Consider the following 18,424-nt stretch of genomic DNA (forward strand, 5'->3'; position numbering starts at 1 on the left):
CCGCGACGCGCCCGGGAGCCCGCGCGGGGCGACGTAGCGTGCCGGACATGACCCCGCACCCCTTGCAGGAGGGCGCAGTCGAGGCCCTCGTCCGTTCCGCCGACCCGGACGCCGTCTGGGCGGCGGGCTCGGCGGACGCCGTCCACGCCGCCTCGCCCGGCGACCGCGACGCCCCCCTGGACGTCGGCGGCCTCACGGCGGTGCTGGCCCTGTGGCCCGTCCTCGGCAGCCTGGTCGCCGCCGGGGAACTCGCCCTCCACACCCCGCTCACCGCCTACGGGGAAGCCGCCGCGGCGGGACTGCCCGGCGGCGCCACCGCGCACCACCTCCTCACGCGCGGCGACGGCCCACCCGCCCTCGCCGCCCTCACCCGCCTCGCCGAACACCTGACCGGCACCCCACTGGCGGAGTGCGCCCCGGCCAGGATCTGGCGGCCGCTCGGCATGACCCGCACCCGCTTCGCCGACGGCACCCTCTACGCGCCCCTGGTCGATCTGGTGCGCTTCCCGAGCCACCTGCTCTCCACCGCCGACCACCCCATCAGCCGGGCCTGGACGGCGGAGTCCCTGCGCATCCGCACCGGCGAGCTCACCCCCGCGCGGGGCCTGCTCTGGCACCCGGCCCCCGCCGGGGTCTGGGCCCACCACCCGCCGGCCGGCTCCGGCCCGGCCCTGTGGATCTCCCCCCGGCACGACCGCTGGGCCGCCCTCGTGCCCGGCGCCGCGCCCGCCCCCGCGCCCGCTCACGACGCGCCCGCCCCCGCGCCCGCTCACGACGCGCCCGCTCACGACGCCGCCCCCGCTCACGGCGCCGCGCACCCCACTCCGCTGCGCACCGCCTTCCGTGAAGCCGTCTTCGTATCAACTCCCGCCGAATGAAGCCCTGTTGTACGATCCCGGCACGATGACGAAGTCCCGCTGGAAGAACCCCGACGCCCCCGTCCCCACCAGCCCCTGGGACGAGATCACCCCCGGCCTCTGGATGGGCGGACACGTCTGGGCCGACGGCGCCGGCGAGCTCCGCCCCGCCGTCGTCACCGACGAGTTCGACCTCGTGATCAGCCTGTACTCCCGGCCCGGCCACGGCCCCGGCCCGGACGCCGAACACCTCGTCGGCGAGATGCCCGACGGGCCGCTCACGGCCGCCCAGCTCGCCACCGTCCGCCGTCTCGCCGACAGCGCCGGGCTCGCCCTGCACGCCGGGCGCCGGACGCTGGTGCGCTGCTTCCACGGCTACAACCGCTCCGGCCTCGTCGTCGCCCAGTGCCTCGTCGGCCGCGGCTCCACCCCCGCGCAGGCGGTCGGCCTCATCCGGAGCAGGCGCTCCCGCTGGGCCCTGCACAACCGGCTCTTCACCGACTACCTGGACACCGGGCTGGATACCGCGGCCCTGCTCACCGGCCTCGACCCACTCCCGTAGCGCTGTCGGAGCGCGCGCCCGCAGGGGCCGAAGTACGGTGATGCCGAAGTCGCCGTACGAGGACGCCCGGCCTGCCGTGGCCCGCGCACGGCCCCACCGGCCGCACCCCCGCCGCACCCCCGCGAGGAGCCCATGTCCGACGCCGTGACCGTGCAGGCCACCGACCCGGACGCCGACGCGCTCGACGCCCTGTGCCGGGAACTGGCCGAGGCCGCCGACGCCGTGGGCGAAGCCGCCCGCTACGCCTCCGGGCTCGCCCTCGGCGCCCGGCTGCCCGTCGCCGCCCTCGTCGGGCGGGGCAGCCGCCGGCGCCGGGCCTGGCGGACCCTGCTGCGCACCCTCACCGACCCGGCGGGCCTCGGCTGGGCCCCGCGCGGGCGGGGCGTGGCCCGGGCCGGGTGGCTGGCCGGCATCCTGGCGCGCCGGGAGAGCCTCGCGGTGACCACCGCCGTCTGCGGGCTGAAGGCGCGGATCCGCGTGGCGGGCGCGGGCCGGCCCGACCTGCTCGCGGACCCCGACTGCGCGGCCGTCCTTGCGGCGGTGGCGCAGGACCGGCAGGACGAGGCGGCCCGCGCCTTCCGCAGCATCCTGCGCGAGCGGGGACCGGCGGAGGCCTTCACCCTGCTGGCGCCCGCCTTCGCCGACATCCTGGCGTGGCAGGCCCTGACCGACGAGAACCCCTTCAACGACCATGCGGGCTGGCAGGTCGCCACCGGCCGCGCGCAGAGTGCCGATCCGCTGTTCGGCCTCGGCGCCGCCCTGTGCGCCTTCTTCTCCCGCGAGCCCCGCTCGCACCCCGGACCGGCTCCCGCGGCGGATCCCGGGCCCCGGCGGCCGGGGGCGCCCGACACCACCGGCACCCTCGCCGGGTACGTACGCAACACGGGCCGCCCCGGAGCGGCGGACACCCTGCTGCTCCAGCGGGTGGCGGTCCCCGGGGGCGGCTGCCGGTACGTGCTCCAGCTGGCCGACCGGCAGCTTCCGGCGGCCCGGGAGGTGGCCCGGGTCCTGCGCGCGCTGGTCCCCTCGGGCTGCGAACTCGTCCTGGTCGGCCGCGGGGCAGGCGCCGTCACCGCCATGGACCTGGCCGCCGACCGGGACTTCACCGCCGTCTACGCGGTCAGCCACCTGTTCGCCGTCGGCGCCCCGGCCGACGCCCGCACTCCCGCCGACCCCCGCACCCGGGTCCACGCCCTGTCCCCGTCGGCCCGCGCCTGCGGGCCCGGCGACGGCGCCGGGGCGGGCGCGGCCGTCGCCGGGCGGGTCACCGCCGGCCTGCTGCTCCCGCTCGGCGAGGACGGCCGCCCGCAGACCACGAACCCCTGGAGCCACCCGTGAGCGACACCCCGCGGCTGTCCCCGCCCGGCCCGTCCGGCCCGTCGGACGGGCTGCGCAGCCACTGCGCCGCCCTGCGCTCGCACGCCCGCCGGCTCCGGGCCGAAGCCGCCGCACTGGACTGGCGCGGACCCCAGGCCGACGCCTTCCGCGCCGAGGTCACCGTCCTCGCGGACCGCTGCTCCCGGGCCGCGGACGGGTTCGCGCTCGCCGCCGCCCAGCTCGACGGGGTGCACGGCGGTGTCACAGCACGAGTGACAGCAGCAGGACGAAGCCGAGGCCCGTCACCGAGATGATGGTCTCCATCACCGACCAGGTCTTGACGGTCTGGCCGACGCTCATCCCGAAGTACTCCTTCACCAGCCAGAACCCGGCGTCGTTGACGTGGCTGAAGAACAGCGAGCCGCAGCCGATCGCCAGCACCAGCAGGGCGGTCTCCGTCGTGGACATGCCCGCCGCGAGCGGGGTCACCAGCCCGGCCGCCGAAATGGTGGCGACCGTCGCCGAGCCCGTGGCCAGCCGGATCGCCACCGCGATCAGCCAGGCCAGCAGCAGGGCGGGGATGGCCCAGCTCTCGGACAGGTCCAGGATCATCTGGCCGACGCCCGCGTCGATCAGGGTCTGCTTGAAGCCGCCGCCGGCCCCCACGATCAGCAGGATCCCGGCGATCGGCGCGAGGGACTTCTCCACCGTCGACGACAGCCGGGCCCGGGTGAACCCGGCCGCCCGGCCGAGGGTGAACATGCCCACCAGCACGGCGGCCAGCAGGGCGATCAGCGGGGAGCCGGCGACGTCGGTGACCTTCTGCACCCCGTTGGCGGGGTCGTTGACGACGATGTCGACCAGGGCCTTGACCAGCATCAGGGCCACCGGCAGCAGCACGGTGAAGACGGTGGCGCCGAACCGGGGCCGGTGCTCCACCCCGGCCGAAGGGCGCTGCGGGACCATGTGCTCGGGCGCCGGTATGTCCACCCAGCGGGCCGCGTAACGGGCGAACAGCGGCCCGGCGATGATCACGGTCGGGATCGCGACGAGCACGCCGAGCGCCAGCGTGACCCCGAGGTTGGCGTGCAGGGCGTCGATGGCGACCAGCGGGCCGGGGTGCGGCGGGATCAGTCCGTGCATCACCGACAGACCGGCCAGCGCCGGGATCCCGATGCGCATCAGCGAGTACCCGCCCCGCTGGGCGACGAGCAGCACCACCGGGATCAGCAGCACGATGCCGACCTCGAAGAACAGCGGCAGCCCGATCACGGAGGCGATCAGCACCATGGCCCACGGCATGGCCCGGCCCTTGGCGCGGGCCAGGATCGTGTCCACGATCTCGTCGGCGCCGCCGGAGTCCGCCAGCAGCTTGCCGAGGATCGCGCCGAGCGCGATCAGGACGCCCACGCCCGCGACCGTGGCTCCGAGGCCGGTGGTGAAGCTGGCGATCGTCTTGTTCAGCGGGGCGCCCGCGAAGGACCCGAGGGCCAGCGAACCGACCGTCAGGGCCAGGAAGGCGTGCATCTTGAGGCGGGTGATGAGCAGGACGATGACGGCGATGCCCAGCAGGACCGCGAGGCCCAACTGGACGTTTCCGGCCGAGGTGATGGGTGCGGGTGCGGCCGCCGCCGCCAGTGTCTCGACGCTGAGACCGGTCACGGTGGGTTCCTGACTGTTGGGGAGGGGTGGGGGAGGGGGCCCGTCAGAGGCGGCGCAGGGCGGCCAGCGCCCGCCCGGTGATCTCCTCGGGGGATCCGGCGACGTCGACGGCGACACCGCGCTCGTCCGCCCGCAGCGGTTCGAGGGTCGCGAACTGGGAGTCCAGCAGGGTGGCGGGCATGAAATGGCCGGTGCGTCCGGCCATCCGTTCCCCGATCAGGGCCCGGTCGCCGGTGAGGTGGACGAACACCGCCCCCGGGGCGGCGGCGCGCAACCGGTCGCGGTAGGCGTGCTTGAGGCAGGACGCGGCGACCACGCCGCCGCCCCGGCCGGCCCGCTCGCCGATCCACTCGCCGATGGCGTCCAGCCAGGGCCCGCGGTCCGCGTCGTCCAGCGGGGTGCCGGCCGACATCTTCGCGACGTTGGCCGCCGGGTGGAAGGCGTCGCCCTCCGCGTAGGGGAGGCCGAGGGCCTCCGCGAGCAGCCGCCCCACGGTCGTCTTGCCCGTGCCGGCCACGCCCATCACCACGATGACGCGCTGGGAGCTCACGTCGTACCTCGCTGTCCTCGTTGACATCGGCCCGGGACGGAGGGCCCGGGTGGCCCCCACTGAACCCCATTAAGTAGTACTTATTCAAGGGTCTCTCGGTAAAACATCACACCATTGGTTCGCCCGGCCGTCACCGTACGCTTACGCCATGACCACCGAAGGCAGTCCGGGCCCAGGACTCCACAGCCAGGTACTGGACACCCTCGGACTCGCCATCACGGCGGGCGAGGACCCGCCCGGCAGCGTGCTGCGCACCGACGAGATCGCCGCGCGCTTCGACGCCTCCCGCACCGTGGTCCGCGAGGTGGTCCGCGTCCTGGAGTCGATGCAGCTCGTCGAGTCCCGCCGCCGGGTCGGCGTCACCGTCCGCCCCGCCGAGGAATGGAACGTCTACGACCCGCGCGTCATCCGCTGGCGCCTCGCCGGCCCCGACCGGCCCCGCCAGCTGCGCTCCCTGACCGTCCTGCGCTCGGCGGTCGAGCCCGTCGCGGCCGGACTCGCGGCAGCCCGGGCCACCGCCGAGCAGTGCGCCGAGCTCACCGAGGCGGCCCTCGGCATGGTCCGCACCTCGCGGGGCCACCAGCTGGAGGGCTACCTCCACCACGACGTCGCCTTCCACCGCACCGTGCTGAACGCCTCCGGCAACGAGATGTTCGCCCGCCTGGGGGACGTCGTCGCCGAAGTCCTCACCGGCCGCACCCAGCACTCCGTGATGTTCCCCGACCCCGACCCGGCCGCCGTCACCCTCCACGTCCGGGTCGCCGAGGCGGTCCGCGAAGGCGACGCCGCCGCGGCCGAGGCCCTGACCCGGCAGATCGCCCTGGGCGCCCTGGAAGAGCTCGACGTCCTCGCCCCCTGACCCGGCGGAACCCCGCCGCGGCCCGGGCCGTCCGGTGCGCGGACCCCGGGCCGTGCGCCACACTGGGCGCGTGCGGGGACATGCCGAGGGCAACGAGGACGCGGCCGCCTCCTTCGTGGGACGGAACGCCGAACTGGCCGCGCTGCGGGCGGCCCTGACCCGGCGGCGGCTGGTCACCGTGACCGGACCGGGCGGCGTCGGCAAGACCCGGCTGGCCCGGCGGGCCCTGGCGGCGGACGCCGGACCGGCGACGGCCTTCCCCGACGGGATCCACTGGGCCGACCTCTCCCCGCTGCCCGGCGACCGGCTGCTGGTGGACACCGTCGCGGACGCGCTCGACCTCGACGACCACACCCCCCGCACCCTCGCCGAAGCCGTGCGCGCCTGGATCGGGCCGCGCCGGCTGCTCCTCGTACTGGACTCCTGCGAACACCTCGTGGCGCCCGTACGGGTCCTCGTACGGGACCTGCTGGACGCCGCCCCGCACCTCGTCGTGCTCCTGACCAGCCGCGAGCCCCTCGCGCTGGAGGCCGAGCACGTCCTGGAGCTCGGACCGGCGGGGGCCGACGACGCCCTCGCCCTCTTCACCGCGCGGGCCGACGCCGCCCGCCCCGGACCGGCGCCGGCCTGGACGCCCGGACGGCTGGCCGCCGCCCGGGCGGTCTGCGCCCGGCTGGAAGGCATCCCCCTCGCGCTGGAACTCGCCGCCGCGCAGTTGACGGACCACACCGTCGAGGAGCTCGCCGACCGGCTCGCCCGCCGGATCGGCCCGCTGTCCGGCGGGCCGCCCGCCGCCGCGGGGCCGTGGTACGGAGCCCCGGGCCACCGGCCGCCCCGCCACCGGGCCCTGCGCACCGCCATCGGCTGGAGCCACGAATGGTGCACCCCCCGGGAGCGCCTCCTGTGGTTGCGGCTCTCGGTCTTCGGCGGCACCTTCGACGCGGAGGCCGCCCGGGCCGTCTGCTGCGCGCCCCCGCTCGACGGAGCCGAGGTGGCACCGCTGCTCGCCTCGCTCGTCGCCAAGTCCGTCGTCCGCCGCACCCCCGACGGCGCCGGCCACCGGATGCTCGACACCATCCGCGAGTACGGGGCCATGTGGTGCGACGGCGTCGGCGAGGGCGACGCCCTGCGCACCCGGCACGCCGCCCACTTCCTGGAACTGGTGCGCGCCGCCGAGGCGGACTGGCCCGGCCCCGGCCAGCGCGCCGCCTACCGCAAGGTCGCCGCCGCATACGGGGACATCTGCGCGGCCCTCGACCACCTCCTGGCCACCGACCCCGACGCGGCCCTCGAACTCGCCGGCCGCGTCGGCTTCTTCTGGGCCTGCTGCGGCTGCCTGCACGTCGCCCGCTCCTACCTGGAACGGGCCCTGTCCGCGGCCCGTCCCGCCGAGGCGGACGCCCCCGGCCGGATGCGCGCCCTGTGGGCCCTCGGCGTGACCCTGCTCCTCCAGGGCGAGCACGAGGAGGCCCACCGGATCGCCGTGGCCTGCGAAGCCCTGGCCGCACGGCCCGGCGCCGGCCCGGAACCCGCCCTCGACGCCGCCTACCTGCTCGGCGTCAGCCACCTGCTGGCGGGCCGCCCGCTGGCCGCCCGGATGGTGGCGGACACCGCCCTGGAAGCCCTGACCGGCACGCCCTTCGACTCGGGACCCCGGCTGCGCTGCCACCTCGTACGGGTCTTCGCGCTGACCGGCAGCGGCCTGTTCGCCGACGCGCGCGAGGAGGCCGAGCGGCTGCGGGCCGGATGCGCGGCCCGGCAGGAGTACTGGACGCGGGCCTACGCCGACTACCAGCTGGCCCTGATCCGCCTGTTCGAGGGCCGCCCGGCCGACTCCGCCGAGCACGCCCGCGCGATGCTGGAGAGCAAACGGGAACTCGGCGACAGCTTCGGCACCGCCCTCGGCTTCGACCTGCTGGCCGCCGCCCGGGCCGCGAACGGCGACGGGGCGGGCGGCGCGCACGCGTACGGGGCGGGGCACGCCTTCTGGCAGGCGGTCGGCCACCCGCAGCGCGGTACGCCCGAACTGCGCTGCGTACGCGAGGAGTTCGAGCGCACGGCCCGCGCGGCCCTGGGGGCGCAGGCCTACGAGGCCGCCTTCGCCGAGGGCGTCCGGTACGGCCGGGAACTGCGCGGCCGCCCCCACCCCCGCTGACGGCGGCCCCGCCCGCCGGGCGGCGGCCCTGCCTAGCCCCGCGCGCCGATCACCCCGGCCAGGACCGCCTGGTCGGCGTCCGGCAGCCGGCGCTCGGCGTGCAGCATGCGCAGGGCGCCGGTGAGCCGCTCCCGGTCCTCGGGGCGCCCGAGGTCGGTGAGGTACGGGGGCAGCAGCAGGGCAAGGGAGGCCAGGTCCGCGCGGGCGGCGAGCCGTTCCAGCAGCGGGGCCAGCGGGTCCGGGGCGCCCGGCCCGGGGGCGGTGGCGCGCAGCCCCTCCGCGATGCGCAGCCGCAGCCAGTCCGCGTACCCGCCCGGGGCCAGCCCGTCCAGGTGCCCGGCGGCCGCCTCGAAGTGGGCCCGCGCCTCGGCCGGGTCGCCGAGTTCCAGGTGGGCGCGGCCCAGGGCGCCGTGCAGGGAGGGGTAGAAGGGACGCACCCGCTCGTCGCCCACCCGGTCCGCGAGGTCGAGACAGGTGCGGTTCCAGCGCAGGGTCTCCTCGGGGGTGGGCTGGTGGCGGGCCAGGTAGTGCGCGGCCACGCAGGCCTCGTAGTCGTCGCGGGCGGCGTCCCAGGCCCGCCCGAAGAGGGTGCGGGCCTCGGCGGCGCGCCCTCCGGCCTCGGCGGCCATGCCTTCCGCGCAGAGGCGTACGACGGTGTTGCGGGGGTCCATCGGGGTTCCTGTCGTCGGGGTTCAGGGGGTGGGGAGGGCGACCTGCATGACGAGGGTGGTGAAGCTGCCCTGGTCGGCGGAGCGGACGAGCGCGGGGCGGGGCGCGGCCGGGATCTCCAGCAGGACGTCCGGTCCCACGCTCGCCTCCAGCGCGCCCGCCAGCACCGCGGGGTCGAAGGCGGCCCGCACCGGCGCGGACAGCGCGCACACGGCCTGCAGTTCGCTCCCGGCCACCCGCAGCCGGTCGGGCCCCAGCTCCAGGGCCACGGAGTCCTCCTCACCGCACGCGGTCAGTACGGCGAGCAGCGCGGCCCGGTCCACCACGACCCGGTGCACGGGCACGGGCGCGGCCTCCAGGGCGGCGAGCATCTCCCGGTAGGCGGGGTAGGTGCCGCCGGCCACCGGCAGCTCGCGCGACCCGCCCGGGTGGCGGACGGTCAGGGGCTCGCCGGGCGCCCCCGCCGTCAGGGTGACCTCGGCCGCCCGGGCCGCCCACGCCCCCAGCTCGACCAGGGCCCCGGCCTCGACCGGCAGCCGCCCGGGCGGACCGCTCACGGCGGTGGGGCGCAGGGTGCGCAGCGAGAGCCGGTAGCGGTCGGTGGCGACGAAGCGGACCTCGTCCTCGTCGAACTCCACCAGCACGCAGCCCAGTACGGGGTACTGCGGATCGCGCCCGGCCGCCGGCGCCACCTGCCGGACGGCGCTCGCCAGCTCCGGCCCCCCGAGGGTGAGCGTGCTGCGGCGGGGCTCCGCCGGGAGGGTGTCCAGGACGGCCCGGACCGCCGCGTCGGCGGCCCGCCCGGACTCCCGGACCGTCCGGCGGTGGCGCTCCAGCACCTGCCGGGCCCGCTCGGGCGGCCCGTCCAGGACGCTGACCACGTCGGGCAGGGCCAGGCCCGCCTCGCGCAGTCCGCGCAGCAGCGCGGCCCGGTCCCGCTGGGACTCGGCGTAGTACCGGTAACCGGTGGCCGGATCGACGTGGGCGGGGAGCAGCACGCGGCAGTCGTCGTAGAAGCGCAGGGCACTGGGAGCGAGCCCGACGAGGCGGCCGAAGGCACTGATGCCCATCAGTTCAGGGGTGGCGTCCATGGCCCCGATGATCGGCCCTCATCCCACTCGAAGGTCAAACGCGCGGGCGGCCGGAGCGGAGCCGGGGCGTCCGCCCGGCCGGGGCACGCGCGCACGCCCCGAACCCGACCGGAAGGCGCCCGGCCGCGCCCGACGGACGACCCGGCTCCGCCCCGGCCGCCCGCCACCATGGGAGAAGAGGGCCGGAAGCGGCTTGTTCGGGGTGTGCGGGCGGTGCGATCCTTCCGCCATGTCGCTCACGCAACGGCCGGACTACGGGGCGGTCCTCTCGGAGGTGAGGGAAGTGCGGCGGGCCGGGATCGTCCGACTGCGTGAGCTCAGCCTGCCTGTGCTCGCCGGCCTGTCGGGCGGTCCGGGGGAGGGGGGCCCCGGAGAGCCGCACTTCCCCGCCATCGAGGGCCTGCTGCGCAGCGCCGTCTCCGCGATGGGAGCCGGGACGCTCCAGGAGGCCGCCGAATACAGCCTCGGTCTCGCGCGCGGAACCCGCGACTGGCCCCCGGCCGACCGGCGCAGGCGGGCCGCCCAGGTGTACGGGGTGAGCGTCGAGCGGTTCCGCAAGCACCAGGAGCTGATGGTCCTCGGTCAGGTCGCCGAACAGCTCGTCCGGCAGGCCGTCGCGGCGGCCACGGCCGGGACGCCGGCCGCGCGGGACGGGGCGGAGGCCGGCCCGGCGTCCGGACCGGGGCGCCCGGCGGTCCGGCTGGCGCCCAGCCACCGGCGGATCCCCGTCCGGGCGGGCGGCCGCGAGCACGTCCTGACCCTCCACGTGCACGCCGTCGACCTGCTGCGCGACATCGACGTGGTGGTCTCCCCGTCGAACACGTACTTCACCCTCCCCGCCCCCTACAAGTCCTCGGTGGCCGCCTCCCTGCGCCGGGCCGGAGCGGTACGGGATCCGGCCGGGCGGGTCGTCGAGGACCGGATCGGCGACGGACTGCGCGCCTGGACCGACCGGTTCGCCCCGCGGGGCCTGCCCGTCGCCCCCGGCACCGTGGCCGTGACCGGGGCGGGCGCACTGGAGGGGCAGGGGATCCGCCGCATCCACCACGCCGCGGTGGCCGTCCCCCGCCCCGGCACCAACGACTACGACGTCCAGCCCGCGGACATCACCCGTGCCGTAACCCGCGTCTTCGCCCTGCTGGCGGACGCCGTCGCGGGGCCACCGGCGTCCGTCTGCCTGCCGCTCCTGGGCGCCGGACGCGGCGGCATCGACCCCGCCGAAAGCCTCGCCGCACTCTGGGCGGCCGTCGAGGCCGAGCTGGCCCGCGGCGGCCGCTGGAACATCCACCTCCTGGTTCGCAGGCCCGAACGCGCCTTGTTGGTCGAGGAGTTACTCGGCCCGGGCGCGCCCGGAGCCGGCCCGGACCGGCCCGCCCGGAACGGACCCCCGACATGAGCGACCCCCGCACCCGACTGGCCGCCGCGGCCGCCGCGTGGCAAGAACTGCGGCCCCTCCTGGACCCCGGAGCCCTGGACCGGCTCGCCCTGCTGCTCGCCGAGGCACGCCGCTCCACCGGCGGGGCCGCCGAGCGGGCCGTGCTCCTCGCGGCCCGGCTGCTGGGCGAGGAGCTCCCCGGCCGGTTCCCCGGCGACAGCCGCCTCACCGCCGCACCGCAGGCCCCCGCCGAAGGGCACCTCGGCTTCTTCGCGGACGACCTGGCCGTCCTCGTCCTCGACGGTCACCACATGGTCGGCCCCGTCCTCGGCGAAGTCCGCGACCGGCTGCTCGCCGCCCCCTCGCTCGGCGACGCGCAGGTCCTGGAGGGCGGTTGCGACCCGTACGCCCCGGGCCTGATCCGGCTCCGCGCGGCGGGCGGCCTGATCCGCCTGCCCGCCTTCCAGTTCACCGCCGACGGCGCCGTCCGCGAACGGGTCCGCGCCGTCAACCTGGTGCTGGGCGCGGACGCCGACCCCTGGGGAGCCGCCGACTGGTGGCTGTCCCCGAACGCCTGGCTGGCCGCGGTGCCCGCCGCCCTGCTCGCCACCGAGGGCGAACGGGGCCTCCTCGCCGCCGCCCGGTACCTGACCGAAGGAGAGTAGCCCGTGCCCAACTACCGGCCCCCCGCCGCACCGGAGGGCACCCCCGCCAAGGCGTCCCTGCCGGCCGGGACCGCGCTGTACCGGGTGCACTCCGCGCGCCGCGCCGCGGGCTCTTTCAATCCCGTCCCCTCCCACTGCCTCTACGGCGGCGGCCGTTTCGACGCCACCTCCTGCGACCCGTACGGCTACCTGTACGCCGGGCTCACCCCCGCCGCGGCCGTCAGCGAGACCGTGCTGCACTCCCTGCCCTTCGACCCGGCCGGCGGCGCCCGCCTCGTCCCCCGGGCCGCGGTCACCGGCCGCCGCCTCTCGGCGCTGCGCCTGACGGAGTCCGTGGACGTGGTCGCCCTGGTCACCGGCCCGGACCTGGCCGCCGTCCACCAGGACGGCTGGCTCGTACAGGCGGAGGCCCGCGACTACCCGTACACCAGGGACTGGGCGCACTGGATACGCGGCCACACCGACCCCTGGGCACAGGGCTTCCTGTGGTCCTCCAAGCGGGAGCCGGGCGAACGCGCCCTGATCCTGTTCGCCGACCGCTGCCCGGCCGGCCTGCTGGCCGCCACCGGGGAGGCCCCCGTCGACTTCGCCACCCCCGAAGGGCGCGGGGTCCTCGACGAGATCCTCCTGCCCTACCGCGCGCGCCTCGCACCCTGAGCCCCGGGAGTCCCCGTGACCTCTTCCGCCGACCAGCTGCGCGCCGAACGCGAAGCGGCCATGGACGCCCTGGCCGCGCTCCCGGCCGCGGACCCCGGCGCCGCGGAACTGTGCGGGCGGGCCGGGGAGCTGAGCTACCGGCTGTACACCGAACGGGGAGATCCGGAGGACGGCGAACTCGCCGCCGAGGCCTTCGCCCACGCCTTCCGCCGCCCTGGCGAGGGACCGCCCTGGCCGCTGTGGCGGATCATGTACGGGCACCTGCTGGCCCTGCGCCACGACGAACAGCCCGGCCCCGAACTGGCGGAGCGGGCCCGCACCCTGATCGCCGCGGGCCTGGCCGGACTCCCCGGAGCGCGGCAGGGTTCGCCGCCCGCGGTGCTCGCCCGGTGGCTGCTCGCCTTCTTCACCAAACTCCGGGCCGAAGCCGCCCCCGAGGACCCAGCCCTCCTCGACGAGGCCCTGAGCGCCGGACGCGCCGCACTCGACGACACCGACGGCCAGGACGCCGACCTGCTGGAGGCGCTCGGCTTCCTGTGGCAGCGGCACGGCGACCTGACCTGCGAGGCCGCCTCCTACGAGCGGTCCGCCCGCGCCTACGCCACGGTGCTGGACGGCGCCGCTCCCGGCCGGGACCTGCCGCTGGTACGCCAGTCCCGCGGGGCGTCCCTGATCTTCCAGGGCTACCAGGCGGGGGACCGGGCCCTCCTGGAGGAGGGGCGGCGCGAGACCCTACGCGCCCTCGCCGAGGCGGGGGACGGCACGCGGTGGGCACAGGAAGCCCGGCTGCGCGTGGCCCTGGCCCGCGCCATGATCGCCGGTACCTGGGCGGACGAGGCGCAGGGCGAGCGGGCCGAGGCGGAACTGGCCGCACTGCTCACCACCGACGCCGCGAGGGACGCACTGCCCTGGCCCTGGCTCGACGTGTTCGGCCGGTTCCTGGCCGTCAGGTTCCACCAGAACAGGGACCTGGAGGTGAACGACCTGGCCATCGCCCTGCTCACCCGGGCCCTGGACCGGCGGCAGGAGGCCCGGACCTCGCTCACCCCCGCGGCGCTGGCCCTCGCGACCGCCCAGCACCTGCGCTACGAGAGGGACCAGGACCCGGGGCGGCTGACCGCCCTGGAGGGGGCCGCGCAGCTGGCGCTGGAAGGGGACGAGCTGCCCGCCGAGGTCCGCGACCTCCTCCTCCTGATGCTCTCCGAGGCGCAGGACCGGCTGGGCCCGTCCCACCCGCGGACGGTTCCGGCGGGGGAGATCACGCGCGTCTACCGCGACTTCCAGCAGCGCGTCGTCGACGGCGCCGCGATGGACTTCGGCTTCGTCGACCCCTACGCCGAGGACTCCGGCGCCCCGGGGTCCTGGGAACGACGCTTCTCCGAGGTGTTCGACAGGTGGCGGGGTTCGGAGCCCGGGCCCGGACGGGCCGAGACGGCGGCGCACCTGCTCGTGCTCCTGCCCGTCGTGGATCCGAACGGCGAACGGGCCGGAGAGGAACGCGAGGCGGAGCTGACCGCAGCCGTCCGCGCGCACGCGGACCTGACCCCCGCATGGCGCGGCGTCGGCTACGCGGTCCTCGGCAACTTCCGCTTTTCCCAGGGCGTCCTGCGCAATCTCCCCGACCGCTACGCCGAGGCGGTGGAGTTCTTCGCGGAGGCCGTCGCGGCGGGCAACGACAACCCCTGGGTGCCCTACGCCGCCACCGTGGCGGCCGGCATGCTCGCGCAACTGCGCGGGATCACCGGTGATTCGGCGCTCGGGTCCGAGGAGTGGGAACGGCTGCGCGCCGCCCTGGTCACCTCCCCCCAGGTGGACCGCATGCTGCGCCTCCACCAGGCCATGGGGCGGACCATCCTGGCCGCCAAGCGCGGCGACCTCGCCGACGCGGACCGGCAACTGGCCGAAGTGACCGCCGCCGTGGCCGAGTGGCCGGCCGGGGAGCCCTCCTGGGCCGAGGCCTGGGGCTCGCTGGAGACGGCCCGGATGGCCCGGCAGGACGTCGCGGCCCGCGCCGGAGCCCGGCAGCTGCCGCCGCCCGCCGGGCGCCCCTCCGGCCGGGACCTGCGCCGCATCGCCGCGGGACTGCCCGCCCGGCACCGGGCCGCCGTGCTCGGCTCCATCGCGCTCGCCTGGTCCCGTGACGCCCTGCTCGACTCCGACGTGCCGCGCATCCGGGAGTGCCTCGCCCTGGCCGAGGAGGCGATCTCCCTGACGGAGCCGGGCGGCGAATCCTGGATCAGGCTCACCTCCTACGCCGGCACCACGTACGCCGCCCTGGCCGCGGCGAACGACTTCCCGCACTCGGCGGAGCGGGCCCGCGACCTGGAGCGGGCCATCACCCTGACCGCAGGCGCGACCGACGCCATGGGCGGCCCCGCGCACCGGCTGTGGGCCCTCTCGGCACAGCCCCTCGGCCGCGCCCTGCGAGACCGGGGCGGCATCGCCCGCCGCGACCGCGAGCGGGGACGCCGGCTCGGGCTGGAGGCCATGCGGGGCTTCGTGTGGTCCGCGCTCCTGCAGTCCGGGACCCAGGACGTCGCCGAGTCCGCCCGGCTGGCCACCGAGGTCTCCGAGGAGGTCATCGCCTGGTGCCTGGCCGACCGGGTGCCCCGCGAAGCCGTCCAGGCCCTCGACGCCTGCCGCGGGCTGGTCCTGCACACGGCCACCACCACCCGCTCGGTCCCCGAACTCCTCACCGCGGCGGGGCACGAGCGGCTGGCCGACGAGTGGCGGGCGGCGGGCGCCGACCCCGACGAGGTGCCCGGCGAGCTGCGCCGCCGCGTCGTGCTCGCCCTCGACGAGGGCGGCGCCCTGCTCCTCGACCCGCCCGCGCCCGAGGAGATCGGGGCGGCCCTGCGCGCCCAGCACAAGGACGCCCTCGTCTACCTGGTGCCCGCCACCGCCCACTGCCCGGGCGCCGCCGTCGTGGTCACCGCCACCGGCGAGGTGCACGACGTACCGCTGCCCGACCTGCGCGCGGACGCGCCCGCGCTGCGCGCCTACCACCCGCAGGAGGGGCGGGCGCCCAGGGACCTCGTGCCCGCCCTCGGCCCCCGCCCCGCCCGGCCGGCCGGGGCGCCGCCGCTGCGCGAACAGCTCGACCGGCTCTGCTCCTGGGCCTGGCGGGCCGCGCTGCGCCCGCTCCTGGGGACCTTCCAGGTCCCCGACCGGCCGGGCCGGGTGCCGCGGCTGGTCCTCGTACCCATGGGCGTGCTGGGCCTCGTCCCCTGGCACGCGGCCTTCACCGAGGGCGCGTCGGGCCGTCGTTACGCGCTCCAGGAGGCGGAGATCTCCTACGCCGCCTCCGCCCGGCTGCTCTGCGAGGTCGCGGCCCGCCCGGCCGTCCCGCACACCGGCACCGCGCTGATCGTCGGCAATCCCACCGGCGACCTGCCGTACGCCGGAGAGGAGGCGGACGCCGTCCGGAGCGCGTTCTACCCCGACGCCGCCTACCTGGGCGTGCGCACCGGGGACGGCACGCCCGGCCAGGTCGCCGACTGGCTGCGCGAGCACGCCGACGGGGGCGCGGTCCTGCACCTGGCCTGCCACGGCACGGTGGAGGAGAACCGCCCGCGCAGCGCCTACCTCTCCCTGCGGGACGGAGTGCTGACCGCCGAGGAACTCTCCGGGGCCACCCACGGGCCGCTGGGTCTCGTCGTGCTCGCCGCCTGCCGCAGCCAGGTCTCCGGGCGCGGGCACAACGAGGCCTACAGCCTCTCCTCGGCCTTCCTCGTGGCCGGCACCCGCTCGGTGATCGGCTCGCTGTGGCCGGTGCCGGACGACGCGACCTCCCTGCTGATGTTCCTCACCCACCACTACCTTCGCCGCGAACAGGAGCCGCCCGCACGGGCCCTGCGCCGGGCCCAGCTGTGGATGCTGGACCCGGCGCGGACCGCCCCCGCCGCGATGCCGCCCGCGCTCGCCGCCCGGCTCGCCGTCCTCGACCCGCACGACCTCAGCGCCTGGGCCGGGTTCACGCACCTGGGGCAGTGAGGTGCGCGGGCGCGCCCGGCCCGGGCACCACCGTCCGCAGGGCCACGGTGCTCGCCGTCCACCGCCCCGGACCGGCGGGCAGCGCGCGCACCAGGTCCCGGTCCCCGGAAGCCCCCGGCGGGCCGGTCAGCCGCAGCAGGCCGTCACCGGGCGGGCGCCGGACCGTGCCCGGGCGCCCCTGCCAGGGGTCCCAGGCGCTCAGGTGGAACGGCACGGTGTTCAGCTCCCCCTCCGCCACCACCAGCGTCAGCCAGTCCCGTACCGAGGCACCCGGGCGCACCGGCCGCACGGCGGGCAGTTCCATGCGCAGCGGCTCCCCGTCCAGGGCGTGGCCGGTCATCCCCGGACCGATGAACTCGCCGGGGAAGAGGGCCGAGCCCGCGCCGAAACGGTCGTCGAGGTTCAGCAGCACGCACCACAGCGGCCTGGGGCCGGTGTTGCGCAGCCGTACGGTGATCCACGGCGCGCGCGGGCCGTCGTAGGCGAGGACGATCTCCCCCTGCGCGTCGGGCCGCAGCGGCTCGCCGTCCCGGCCGTCACCGGGCAGCACCTCGATCCGTACGCGCCCGCTCAGCGGGGACAGGCCCGCGCTGAGGCCGCGGATCCGGTGCCAGTGCGTCAGCCGGGTCAGGCAGTCGCCGAGCCGCTGCGCGTCGGCCCGGCCGGCCAGCGGCAGCGGATCCACGTACGGGGACCCGTCGCGCCGCAGTACGCGGGCCCGCCCGCCCCGGACCACGACGCGGAACAGCAGCTCCGCCCCGGCCTCCTGCGCCGAACCGGCCTCGACCTCCCGCAGCAGGGGCGAGGCGGGCAGCGCGACCGGGGCCCCGTCGAGGACCACCGCCGCCGGGGCCAGGGCCAGCGCCGACAGGGCGACGGCGTGCACGGAACCCGGCTCCGGACTCCACCCCACCGGCTCGGCCAGCGAGCGGTCCGCCCGGACCGCCGTGACCCGCACGGGTCCCCCGGCCGCCGTGAACTCCGTCCCCGCCTCACCGGTCAAGCCGTGCACCCGGCCGCAGTCCACCTCCCAGCCGTCCTGGCCCTGCCGCAGCAGGTACGCGCTCGGCGCCCGCGCCGCCCCGCCCAGCGGCGGCCGGTCCGCGAGGTCGCCCGGCCCGGCCGGGAACAGCACCGGCTGCTGATGCGGCGCCAGCCGCCGCACCCCGGCGTCCGCCTCGGCGAGCAGCTCCCGGGCGGTGGCCGCCGGCCCGGCCCGGCGCAGCGCACGGGTCAGCGCGTACGAGAACACGCCGTAGGTGCGCGAACCGCCCGGCCCCTCGACGGGCCGCTCGAAGGCGGCCTGGTCGAGTCGGCTCGCCGCCAGCAGCAGGTGCCGGGGCCGGGTGTCCGGCCCCACCGCGTCCCGGGTCACGGCGACCGGCGGCGGCCCGGTCAGGGGCGGCGCCCCGCGGGGGACCAGCCCGTCCCGGCTGGCGCCGCCCGAGAAGCAGCAGTCGAGCACGGCCACCACCGCGCCGCCGCCCGTCGCGGCCCCGTCGAGCAGCGCCCCCAGCCGCTTGTCGGGCAGTGGCCCGTCCGCGCAGACCAGTGCCTGGCAGCGGCCCGTGGGCTCGGTGAGCCGATCCAGCTCGGTGCGCGCCGCGTACTGCGTGCCGTGTCCCGAGAACCACAACAGCGCGGTGTCCTCGGGGCCGGCCTGGGCCAAGTGACCGCGGATCCCGGCCTCCACGGCGCCGGCCGTGGCCTCCCCGTCGGTCAGCGTCAGCGCGTCGACCCGCCCGGGTGCGGCCGCCTCCAGCGCGGCGCGGGCTTCCGCGACGTCGTTCAGACACCCGCGCAGATCGGCCAGGACCAGGCCGCGGTACTCGTTGATGCCCACGAGCAGGGCGTACACCTTCCCCATGGCCCCAGTGTGCTCCCCGGCGCCGGGCGGCCACTGGCCGGAATCCGGTCGCATCACGGTCGCTTGCGGGGCGCGTGTGGCTCGATTCCCTTTTGTGGTCGCATGATTGACGGAACGTCATTAATCTGCGTGCTCCACTCGTGAT

The 18,424-nt window shown here is 77.0% G+C and carries 15 protein-coding genes; 10 read left to right on the forward strand and 5 right to left on the reverse strand.

Translation table 11 applies throughout. From position 1 onward, the window contains the following. Nucleotides 1–47 precede the first annotated feature (47 nt). The 4 genes from ACGFXC_RS03530 (at nucleotide 48) to ACGFXC_RS03545 (ending at nucleotide 3,050) form a co-directional block, all read left to right on the forward strand. Nucleotides 48–878, forward strand: a complete 831-nt coding sequence (locus ACGFXC_RS03530; RefSeq protein WP_393709033.1) for a hypothetical protein — start codon at nucleotides 48–50, stop codon at nucleotides 876–878. Nucleotides 879–903: 25 nt separating this feature from the next. Next, entirely contained in the window at nucleotides 904–1,419 is a 516-nt protein-coding gene (locus ACGFXC_RS03535; protein WP_393709034.1) for a protein phosphatase, read from the forward strand. A 132-nt stretch (nucleotides 1,420–1,551) separates the two neighbouring features. Further along, nucleotides 1,552–2,757 carry a hypothetical protein gene (locus ACGFXC_RS03540; protein WP_393709036.1) on the forward strand — a complete coding sequence of 402 codons (1,206 nt, stop codon included), beginning with the start codon at nucleotides 1,552–1,554 and terminating at the stop codon, nucleotides 2,755–2,757. Further along, on the forward strand, nucleotides 2,754–3,050 hold the full coding sequence (locus tag ACGFXC_RS03545; protein ID WP_393709037.1) for a hypothetical protein: 297 nt from the start codon (nucleotides 2,754–2,756) through the stop codon (nucleotides 3,048–3,050). Before ACGFXC_RS03540 ends, ACGFXC_RS03545 begins: the two co-directional genes overlap by 4 nt. Here the strand turns inward: ACGFXC_RS03545 and ACGFXC_RS03550 are convergent. Further along, nucleotides 2,998–4,398: a gluconate:H+ symporter gene (locus ACGFXC_RS03550; protein WP_393709039.1), complete on the reverse strand. Its 1,401-nt coding sequence runs from the start codon at nucleotides 4,396–4,398 to the stop codon at nucleotides 2,998–3,000. The two genes, ACGFXC_RS03545 and ACGFXC_RS03550, sit on opposite strands and share 53 nt — an antisense overlap. A gap of 43 nt (nucleotides 4,399–4,441) precedes the next feature. Then, on the reverse strand, nucleotides 4,442–4,975 hold the full coding sequence (locus ACGFXC_RS03555; RefSeq protein WP_393709041.1) for a gluconokinase: 534 nt from the start codon (nucleotides 4,973–4,975) through the stop codon (nucleotides 4,442–4,444). Nucleotides 4,976–5,096: 121 nt separating this feature from the next. Here ACGFXC_RS03555 and ACGFXC_RS03560 point away from each other — a divergent pair, with 121 nt between their 5' ends. Together ACGFXC_RS03560 and ACGFXC_RS03565 are read left to right on the forward strand one after the other, a co-directional pair. Next, complete coding sequence (locus ACGFXC_RS03560; RefSeq protein WP_393709043.1) at nucleotides 5,097–5,807, forward strand: FadR/GntR family transcriptional regulator; 711 nt, start codon at nucleotides 5,097–5,099, stop codon at nucleotides 5,805–5,807. A 70-nt stretch (nucleotides 5,808–5,877) separates the two neighbouring features. Then, the gene (locus ACGFXC_RS03565) at nucleotides 5,878–7,962 is read left to right on the forward strand and encodes an ATP-binding protein (RefSeq protein WP_393709045.1); all 2,085 of its coding nucleotides are present in this window, start codon (nucleotides 5,878–5,880) and stop codon (nucleotides 7,960–7,962) included. A gap of 32 nt (nucleotides 7,963–7,994) precedes the next feature. Here ACGFXC_RS03565 and ACGFXC_RS03570 read toward each other — a convergent pair whose 3' ends face one another. Further along, nucleotides 7,995–8,633 (reverse strand): hypothetical protein, encoded by a 639-nt coding sequence (locus ACGFXC_RS03570; protein WP_393709047.1) that lies wholly within the window; start codon nucleotides 8,631–8,633, stop codon nucleotides 7,995–7,997. Nucleotides 8,634–8,654: 21 nt separating this feature from the next. Next, nucleotides 8,655–9,722 (reverse strand): MerR family transcriptional regulator, encoded by a 1,068-nt coding sequence (locus ACGFXC_RS03575; protein WP_393709049.1) that lies wholly within the window; start codon nucleotides 9,720–9,722, stop codon nucleotides 8,655–8,657. A gap of 229 nt (nucleotides 9,723–9,951) precedes the next feature. Here ACGFXC_RS03575 and ACGFXC_RS03580 point away from each other — a divergent pair, with 229 nt between their 5' ends. Genes ACGFXC_RS03580 through ACGFXC_RS03595 form a run of 4 tightly spaced genes read left to right on the forward strand, consistent with a single transcriptional unit; the run spans nucleotide 9,952 to nucleotide 16,412 of the window. Further along, nucleotides 9,952–11,118: a hypothetical protein gene (locus ACGFXC_RS03580; protein WP_393709051.1), complete on the forward strand. Its 1,167-nt coding sequence runs from the start codon at nucleotides 9,952–9,954 to the stop codon at nucleotides 11,116–11,118. Further along, nucleotides 11,115–11,762 carry a hypothetical protein gene (locus ACGFXC_RS03585; RefSeq protein WP_393709053.1) on the forward strand — a complete coding sequence of 216 codons (648 nt, stop codon included), beginning with the start codon at nucleotides 11,115–11,117 and terminating at the stop codon, nucleotides 11,760–11,762. The genes ACGFXC_RS03580 and ACGFXC_RS03585 overlap by 4 nt, the downstream gene beginning before the upstream one ends. Nucleotides 11,763–11,765: 3 nt before the next feature. Next, a complete protein-coding gene (locus tag ACGFXC_RS03590) occupies nucleotides 11,766–12,419 on the forward strand; it encodes an RES family NAD+ phosphorylase (protein ID WP_393709054.1) in 654 nt (217 codons plus the stop codon). A 15-nt stretch (nucleotides 12,420–12,434) separates the two neighbouring features. Beyond that, entirely contained in the window at nucleotides 12,435–16,412 is a 3,978-nt protein-coding gene (locus tag ACGFXC_RS03595) for a CHAT domain-containing protein (RefSeq protein ID WP_393709056.1), read from the forward strand. Here ACGFXC_RS03595 and ACGFXC_RS03600 read toward each other — a convergent pair. After that, nucleotides 16,393–18,279 carry a caspase domain-containing protein gene (locus tag ACGFXC_RS03600; RefSeq protein WP_393709058.1) on the reverse strand — a complete coding sequence of 629 codons (1,887 nt, stop codon included), beginning with the start codon at nucleotides 18,277–18,279 and terminating at the stop codon, nucleotides 16,393–16,395. The two genes, ACGFXC_RS03595 and ACGFXC_RS03600, sit on opposite strands and share 20 nt — an antisense overlap. Nucleotides 18,280–18,424 lie beyond the last annotated feature (145 nt).

This window comes from Streptomyces sp. NPDC048507, from assembly GCF_043199995.1.
GTDB lineage: Bacteria > Actinomycetota > Actinomycetes > Streptomycetales > Streptomycetaceae > Streptomyces.

What these genes read in the sequence shown, in the direction of transcription:
- ACGFXC_RS03530 (WP_393709033.1), top strand. Translation starts at nt 48, where the DNA reads ATGACCCCGCACCCCTTGCAGGAGGGCGCAGTCGAGGCCCTCGTCCGT.
- ACGFXC_RS03535 (WP_393709034.1), top strand. Translation starts at nt 904, where the DNA reads ATGACGAAGTCCCGCTGGAAGAACCCCGACGCCCCCGTCCCCACCAGC.
- ACGFXC_RS03540 (WP_393709036.1), top strand. Translation starts at nt 1,552, where the DNA reads ATGTCCGACGCCGTGACCGTGCAGGCCACCGACCCGGACGCCGACGCG.
- ACGFXC_RS03555 (WP_393709041.1), bottom strand. Translation starts at nt 4,975, where the DNA reads ATGTCAACGAGGACAGCGAGGTACGACGTGAGCTCCCAGCGCGTCATC.
- ACGFXC_RS03560 (WP_393709043.1), top strand. Translation starts at nt 5,097, where the DNA reads ATGACCACCGAAGGCAGTCCGGGCCCAGGACTCCACAGCCAGGTACTG.
- ACGFXC_RS03570 (WP_393709047.1), bottom strand. Translation starts at nt 8,633, where the DNA reads ATGGACCCCCGCAACACCGTCGTACGCCTCTGCGCGGAAGGCATGGCC.
- ACGFXC_RS03575 (WP_393709049.1), bottom strand. Translation starts at nt 9,722, where the DNA reads ATGGACGCCACCCCTGAACTGATGGGCATCAGTGCCTTCGGCCGCCTC.
- ACGFXC_RS03580 (WP_393709051.1), top strand. Translation starts at nt 9,952, where the DNA reads ATGTCGCTCACGCAACGGCCGGACTACGGGGCGGTCCTCTCGGAGGTG.
- ACGFXC_RS03585 (WP_393709053.1), top strand. Translation starts at nt 11,115, where the DNA reads ATGAGCGACCCCCGCACCCGACTGGCCGCCGCGGCCGCCGCGTGGCAA.
- ACGFXC_RS03600 (WP_393709058.1), bottom strand. Translation starts at nt 18,279, where the DNA reads ATGGGGAAGGTGTACGCCCTGCTCGTGGGCATCAACGAGTACCGCGGC.